The 3,117-nt window shown below is 63.7% G+C and carries 3 protein-coding genes; 1 reads left to right on the top strand and 2 read right to left on the bottom strand.

Going from position 1 to position 3,117, the window contains the following annotated elements; genetic code table 11:
- Both KDH09_13580 and KDH09_13575 read right to left on the bottom strand, forming a co-directional pair.
- A partial coding sequence (locus tag KDH09_13580) for a hypothetical protein (protein ID MCB0220725.1) occupies nt 1–677 on the bottom strand: 677 nt, incomplete at its 3' end.
- On the bottom strand, nt 674–2,092 hold the full coding sequence (locus KDH09_13575) for an amidophosphoribosyltransferase (GenBank protein MCB0220724.1): 1,419 nt from the start codon (nt 2,090–2,092) through the stop codon (nt 674–676). The genes KDH09_13575 and KDH09_13580, both read right to left, overlap by 4 nt.
- A gap of 294 nt (nt 2,093–2,386) precedes the next feature.
- Here KDH09_13575 and KDH09_13570 point away from each other — a divergent pair.
- Nucleotides 2,387–3,117: hypothetical protein (locus KDH09_13570; protein ID MCB0220723.1), on the top strand; the 731-nt coding region annotated here is incomplete at its 3' end.

The raw sequence follows: 3,117 nt of genomic DNA, 5'->3' as shown, positions 1-3,117 counted from the left end.
TCGCGGCTTAAATACCACTCGCTGTAGGTGGTGTCGGGAAAGCCGGTGAGTTCCAGACGGGCCGGGATCTCGGCCGGGGCCGGGGTGCGGGGGAACTCGATTTCGTAGAGTTTTTCGAAGCGATCGAGCGGCGGGAAGAGCCAGGTGAGCTCGGAGTCCTTACCGCTGATCTGGCGCACGCGGCTGGGGGCGACGCGCTTGCCGCCGACGACCAGAAAGGCCTTCCAGGGGGAGCCTTCGGCGCCTCCGAGGCGGTTTTCCTTGAGATTCTCGGTGTAGAGGCTCAGGCGGAAGACGTAGCTCTCACGGTGCTGTGCGGCGGCCTTCTCGCGCTCGGCCTCATAGGTTGCCTCGTCCCAGATCCGGCGCATCGCGCGGGCCTTGAGCTCGGCATTTGTCACCGGCCAGGACAGGTAGGCCACGTCGTAGGCCACCGGCAGATCAAAGAGGTTCGCTACCCCGCGCACGTGCTGCGTGTGCTCTGCCAGCAGGGCGTGGTAGGCCTCCTCCATCTCGGCCGTGCGCTCGTCATTGGCGCCGGGCGCCTCATAGTGAGCGGCCACGCCCGCCGTGCCGGGGGCAGGGGGGTAGGTCTGCTTCTCGCCGCAGCCGCCGGTGCCCAGCGCCGCGATCACCGCGGCCGCCGTCAGGCCGGTCAGGGTCTTTGCCTTGCTCACTTCTTGCGCTCCTCAAAGAGCCGCATCTGGCGGCTGCGCACCGAGTTGGAGATGTCGATCGGGTAGTTCCCCGTAAAGCACGCATCGCAGAAGTGGTAGGGCCGGTCCTCGAGCGCCAGGCGCAGGCCTTCGGCGGTGAGATAGCCCAGCGTGTCGGCTTCGAGATACTTCGCCGTCTCCTCGACGTTCATGCGGGAGGCGATGAGCTCCTCGCGCGTGGGGGTGTCGATACCGTAGTGGCAGGGGCCCGTCGTCGGCGGGCTGGAGATGCGCATGTGCACCTCCTTTGCGCCTGCGCCGCGGACCATGGCAATGATCTTTTTTGAGGTCGTCCCGCGCACGATGGAATCATCGACCACGATGACGCGCTTGCCGCGCAGGGTCCCCGGATTGGGGTTGAGCTTGATGCGCACGCCGAAGTGGCGGATCGACTGCTGGGGCTCAATGAAGGTGCGTCCCACGTAGTGGTTGCGCGTCAGGCCCAGCTCGAACGGCAGTCCCGATTCCTCGGCATAACCCAGCGCCGCCGGCACGCCCGAATCCGGCACCGGAATGACCACATCGGCGTCCACGTGGGTCTCGCGCGCGAGCTGGCGGCCAAAGGATTTTCGCGTCTCGTAGACATTGCGCCCGAAGATCTGGGAATCGGGCCTGGCGAAATAGATGTATTCGAAAATACACATGCGCGGCTCGGGCGGCGCCTGGGGCTTGAGCGTCCGGACGCCCTCGGCGGAGATCTCCACGAACTCGCCGGGCTCGATCTCTCGGACAAACTTGGCACCGATCAGGTCGAAGGCGCAGGTCTCGGACGCGATCACCGTCGCGCCATCGAACTCCCCGATCATCAGGGGGCGGAATCCCAGCGGATCGCGCGCGGCCAGCAGGCGGGTCTCGGTCAGAAACACCATGGAATAGGCCCCGCGGAGCTGTACCAGCGCATCGGCGGCGCGCTCGAGCGTGGTCTCGGCCCGCGAAGAGGCCATCAGGTGGGCGACCACCTCCGTATCGGCCGTGCCACGGAAGATCGAGCCGCGCTGCTCGAGTTCTTCGCGAAGAACTCCTGCGTTGACGATGTTGCCGTTGTGGGCGAGCGCCAGCGCCCCGTGCCGGTAGTCCATGGCAAAGGGCTGGGCATTGTTGATGTGGCTGCTGCCGGCGGTCGAATAGCGGACGTGGCCGATGGCGGAGCTGCCGGGAAGGCGGTCCATGATCTCGGCATTGAAGTTGTCGGCTACCAGGCCCATCGCCCGGTGGGAGTAGAGCGAGCTGCCGTCGCTGGAGACGATGCCGCAGCTCTCCTGCCCGCGGTGCTGGAGGGCGTAGAGACCCAGGTACGTCAGGTTCGCGGCCTCGGGATGGTTGAAGATCCCGAACACCCCGCATTCGTCATGGAACTTGTCGTCGAAATCGCGCATGCAGAATCGCGTGTCCATGTGAGGAAGAAACGGGAGTTTCCCGCCCGGCGTGCCCCGAAGCGGCGAGCCTCACTCCCTCGCCGCCTGATGCCGGTTGACCTGCGGTCCCGGCGATGTGCCCGGGCCGCCCTTGGAATGCTTCTGGAGAGCCTGTGCCGCGAAAATCATCCTCTGGGGCGCAAGCTAACCGCTATGGGCGGGTTTTTCAATCGGGGGCCCATTGGCCGCAAAGCGCCTCGTCGCCTAGAATCGAGCTCAAAATAACCAATAGGGGCGGAAAAGGCAGGTATGAAAATGGGACGACTTCGAACTGTGGTGATCGCACTGATGGTGCTGATTGTCGGGGCTTCCTGCTCCGATGACGACCTGACCGCACAGGGGGTTTTCGCTGCGCAGCTCGCCGCCCTCAACGCACGCATGTCGGATATCAACATGGCGGCAATGACGGATATCGATCTCACCGATAGGGTGCTCGATACCCTGACGGACGGTTTCCAGGGTGATGTGCCGCAGCAGCCCCCCGCCATGATGAGCAAGGGCGTTACCGACCTGGGCGGATCCGGCTGGCAGGTCAGCCTGATTGGTGTGGACTATGACACCTCGATGGATACCTATCTCGGCTTCGTCGGCGTCGGGTTCCGCACCACGAAAGGTACGCTGGAGGCGTTCATCTTCTTTACCGATGGTCTCATGGCCAGCGATCCGGGCTTTGATCCGTTTATCTACATTAAAGATCTGAATGCCGAGGATCTGGTCACGGACAATCTGATGGTCGGCGGTGGTACGCTCTACACGTTGAACCGCGGCGCCTACGATTTCGATCGGGACGATTGCATGGTCGCTGGTGGGCCTTACATCGGCGAATACACCCATGACCTGCAATTCAATATTGCTGCGACGGTCAGCAGCCCCATGGCCTCGCCCGATTCGCTCAATGCCAAGGCGCTCGGCGTCCCGTTCAACTACCCGGTCGATACCGAAGCCACCGAACTGATCACCATTCCGGGTTTCTACTACTGGGATTC

The sequence above is a fragment of the Chrysiogenia bacterium genome, from assembly GCA_020434085.1.
Taxonomy (GTDB): domain Bacteria; phylum JAGRBM01; class JAGRBM01; order JAGRBM01; family JAGRBM01; genus JAGRBM01.
This window is presented reverse-complemented; position numbering and strand designations above follow the sequence as displayed.